Raw genomic sequence first — 4,037 nt, 5'->3', positions numbered from 1 at the left:
TCTATCCTTCCATTGTAAAGGATTTTTTTGTTGGCTAGCCTCTTTAAATTCGACTATTCCTAGTATTTTGAATCATCAGTTTTGATTACTGCAACGCTAGTGGGGCCGGATGGGAAAAAGATTCGCATCCGTTGAGTGATAAATATCCCAAACTGTATCAAACAGATTATACGGAACTAACGATTATCAACTACTTCTTGCCATTGGAAAAGATCTCAAGCGAAGCAATGGTAAGAGAGTTAATTGTTGAGCCGTTGATTCGGATGTATGAAGGCAAGTTTGAGGTGGTATACACCATGGTTGAAAAAGAGATCAAACCGTTTGAAGAAGTGATTATACATTAAAACATTTGTACAAGTATTGATGATACATCACCTAAACTTGAAATTGCTTATTCAAACGGGTGAAAAATTGCTTGTAATTTCTTGCATATAACCGATAAATATAATGTAATAGGTCTCATTGCCTATTGAACGCAATTATTGTGAACAGCTTTTGTTCTGAAAGACGGGTGCCAGAATGCAGACCTCCGAGATTAAAGAGTGGACAAAATACTGGTGAGATGGCGACGGAAATACGTCATTTGACAGAAATGTATCACAAGGCGTAGGGTATTTGAGGGATTTGCCGGAATGAAATAACATGTTGAATTGCCCTGTAAAAGTGAATCATCATTAAATTCCAAAGAATTCCTAGTAAAAATTATAAAAGGTGGGTCATACCATGGAGAATACTCTGACTGAGAGTAAAGTTGGAAAACTGTTGGATTGGGCATATGAAAAATCAATCAATGGTTTGCCTGGAACGGATACAGCGTATGATTTAGCGCAGAATTACTTGTTGAAATACGGCTCGGTTGATAAAGCTATAAATAAACTAATACAATGGCAAAATACGAAATCAGCTACAGCTGGTTTCCTAACGGGATTGGGAGGATTGATCACTTTGCCCGTAGCAATTCCGGCTGATGTAGCCTCTGTAACCTATGTACAAATCAGAATGGTTGCAGCGATAGCTGTTATGAGAAACTATGATATTAGGGACGATCAAGTGAAAACTTTTGTTTTTCTAGCCCTTACTGGTAATTCTGTTTCAGAAATATTGAAGAATGCGGGAATAAAGACAGCAACACAGCTTGGCAAACAAGCAATTAAAAAAGTGCCGATTGAAATTATTAAAGCCATAAATAAGGCCGTAGGATTTCGATTGGTCACTAAGTTTGGTGAAAAGGGGATTGTTAATTTGGGAAAGGCTGTACCACTTCTTGGTGGAGTGGTAGGCGGTACTATGGATGGTATGAGTACTAATATAATTGGAAGAACTGCGAAGAAAATATTTGTGTAAGTACTAATTGTTAGCTAGTCTACACGTAGGCTCAATTTTCCAAAAGTGATGGCCTAAACTCACCACCCCCTAGACCTCGCATTCACCATCCTTTTTAATGGATCAGACGATGATCATTAGATTACTTATCCGATCCTGTTTTGTGCAGTGGTATAACGGAAAGATGGCAAACCGTTGGTAAAAATACAACGTAATTACAGGGGAGGGATGGGAAAAGGGTTCGCATTGATTGAGTGAAAAATATTCGAAGCTATATCAAACAGATAATTCGGATATAACGATTATCAACTATTTCTTGCTGTTAGACGAGATCACGAATAAAGTTAAGGTAAGAAAATTAATTGCTGAGCCGTGGATTCAGTTGTATGAAAAAAAGGTGGATGATGGATACAACACGATAACATCCACTACAAAGACAGTACAGGATTTTTGAAAGGAGAAGTATATATTGAGACATTGGTTTAATTTTCCACTACATGTTAGAAATGAAGTTAAGCGCCATATTAATAATGCAATTGAAAGAACTGACCCTAGACGATACAATCAAGAGTCTCAATACATTACCTCATTGCTAGCTAAATTAGAAGGAGAATTGTATGAAGATGACATTTATAAAATTCAGATAATAGCCACTGTGATGGATGACAGAGGGAAAAAGTCTGCTGAAAGTATTTGGGGAGCAGATTTTGCAATAACAGCTGACATAATGGATAATTATAAAAATCTAAGAATTATTAAGGCAATACTATTTCAAGCAAAGATGAGTACATCAGATTTAAAAAGCAAGAAGTTAAAGCAACAAATTATTAAAATGAAGAAATTAACAAAATCTCCAAAGGTATTAATTGTTAATCCAGTTGGCAATAATCGGTACCCCTATGTTTGTAGTGGAAACAAAGTATTGATTGGATCTAAGTATACCAAAGAAAAACTTGCTGAATACTTTACAAAAAGAATCCTTACAACCTTTGACGGAGATACTCGAAAAAGTTTTGTGGATGTTGTGCAGAATAGTGGATTACCACAAATACACTTATCAATAATTGATAAACGCGATTTTTATAAATTTGTTTAATTGAGTGATTTTAATTCCTAGCCTTTGAGTTGACCATGACATGACCACAAATCATCGCGATTTCAAAGGACGAATTCTCGTTAAAGAAAAATTTGGCGAAGGCAAATGCCGTTATAAAATCTCGCAAATTTACACAACATTACGAGAAAGCAGTGAAACATTTATTGGCACAATTTTTTGTCATGAACTTAGAGATATAAAGGAATGGTTCCTTTTTCATTAACTTTCGTCACCTAATCGGTGAAAATGAGAAAAGTCACGTCCCTTGCTAGGCAAGCGTTCTAAATAGTCGACAGATTGAATCATAATAATTCAGGGCAAGGTTAGTGCTTTTGCGTTTTTTTAATGCTCATCTTCGATATATCGCGAATTTAATAAATATCCAATCATTCCCTCAATGTGACCACGACTATTTGAATCAACAATTTCAATGAAGCGAAAGAAACAATTTGACTTGATCCACTCTTTCGCTAATTCTAAAGAATTAATCTCAGAAAAGCGAGCATCATTAATTAAATATTTTTTCAACCTAGCTGTTGATAGGTTTCCATGTAGATGATTCGTGTAGAGTCTTCTTCTTAAATTCTTCGTACGACCAACATATAAAGTTTCTTGCTCTGTGAAAATAGCGTAGACAACCGCAAGATTTTCTTTCAATTGGGATGGCTTAAGCGTAGAAAAATTATAAACTTTGCTAGACATAAGAGAATTAAGAAGCTGTTGAGCTTCTTGAAATTTTATTTCAATGGACGTCATAATGTACACCTCAACATTGTTTTATATTTAGTGGTGTTTGTTCAAATTTACTCAATACTTTCGCCAAAAAAGATGCTCCTAATACATACATCGTTACAGTCCGTTTGCTGATACTGCCCAAATAACTGTTGTAAAGCGAAATTCTTAAGCAGTGTCGATTAATGCCAGTAGTTATCAGCGAAGTTGTTTCAATTTAAATTTACCATGTCCAATTTTTTCTACTGAGTTGCTCTTATTTAGCTGATTCCATACAGAATCAGCTTTACTTTTTTCATTGATACCGTTTATAATGTGGGATTTTTCTATTTCATTCTTTATCTCTAAGTAATGGGCACTCCCACCCAAACGTTGTAATGCCTGAATAGCAGCCTCACCAATTTTCATTCCTTTGAGCGGAATAGCGTTAAATGTAATACTATTTCCCATAAATTTTTGCAACTCAGATTGGAATGCATTTATTGACGCCTCAACTTGTTGGATCTGAGTTTGTATACTCTTGACATTTCTTTTCAGTTCTTCTCGCTCATTGATTTTCTCTTGAATCATCTGCTGAAGCATAACGACTTTTTGTTGCTGATGTATCATTGATGGACACCTCTCATTTTTATAAGAAAATAGTATCATCTATTTAGGTACAATACAATAGTTAACTTCAAATATTAACTTTATAAGTAACGGCTATAGAGACGCAGGACAATTCCCCATTCATTAAAACAAGCCAATGCGTTGCAGATATATTTGATGCACAGCATGTACGCGGATGCACAAGGGATTCCTAATGTGTTTCTGAAAAATGGATAAGTGGATAAAGGGAAAGTGGAAAAGATGCTTAGAAAATGGTAACTCAGGCAGATAAGTATAC

6 protein-coding genes are annotated in these 4,037 nt (G+C 35.4%); 4 read left to right on the top strand and 2 right to left on the bottom strand.

Annotated features, from left to right (window positions below):
* Positions 1 to 131 precede the first annotated feature (131 nt).
* From NOM01_RS16965 to NOM01_RS16950, 4 genes are all read left to right on the top strand, one after another.
* Positions 132 to 344 (top strand): hypothetical protein, encoded by a 213-nt coding sequence (locus tag NOM01_RS16965; protein ID WP_255749771.1) that lies wholly within the window; start codon positions 132 to 134, stop codon positions 342 to 344.
* Positions 345 to 723: 379 nt separating this feature from the next.
* Positions 724 to 1,344 (top strand): EcsC family protein, encoded by a 621-nt coding sequence (locus NOM01_RS16960; protein WP_255749770.1) that lies wholly within the window; start codon positions 724 to 726, stop codon positions 1,342 to 1,344.
* Positions 1,345 to 1,573: 229 nt separating this feature from the next.
* Complete coding sequence (locus tag NOM01_RS16955) at positions 1,574 to 1,777, top strand: hypothetical protein (protein WP_255749769.1); 204 nt, start codon at positions 1,574 to 1,576, stop codon at positions 1,775 to 1,777.
* Positions 1,778 to 1,792: 15 nt separating this feature from the next.
* Positions 1,793 to 2,419 carry a hypothetical protein gene (locus NOM01_RS16950; protein WP_255749768.1) on the top strand — a complete coding sequence of 209 codons (627 nt, stop codon included), beginning with the start codon at positions 1,793 to 1,795 and terminating at the stop codon, positions 2,417 to 2,419.
* A 342-nt stretch (positions 2,420 to 2,761) separates the two neighbouring features.
* Here NOM01_RS16950 and NOM01_RS16945 read toward each other — a convergent pair whose 3' ends face one another.
* Together NOM01_RS16945 and NOM01_RS16940 are read right to left on the bottom strand one after the other, a co-directional pair.
* Positions 2,762 to 3,175, bottom strand: coding sequence for a GIY-YIG nuclease family protein (locus NOM01_RS16945; RefSeq protein WP_255749767.1), 414 nt, complete (start codon positions 3,173 to 3,175; stop codon positions 2,762 to 2,764).
* 174 nt (positions 3,176 to 3,349) lie between these two features.
* Complete coding sequence (locus NOM01_RS16940; RefSeq protein WP_255749766.1) at positions 3,350 to 3,760, bottom strand: hypothetical protein; 411 nt, start codon at positions 3,758 to 3,760, stop codon at positions 3,350 to 3,352.
* Between the last annotated feature and the right edge of the window lie 277 nt (positions 3,761 to 4,037).

The organism is Sporolactobacillus sp. STSJ-5 (genome assembly GCF_024385605.1).
In the GTDB taxonomy this organism is placed as follows: domain Bacteria; phylum Bacillota; class Bacilli; order Bacillales; family Sporolactobacillaceae; genus Sporolactobacillus.
Note: the sequence above shows the minus strand (reverse complement) of the source record. Positions and strands in the feature narration are given on the sequence as shown.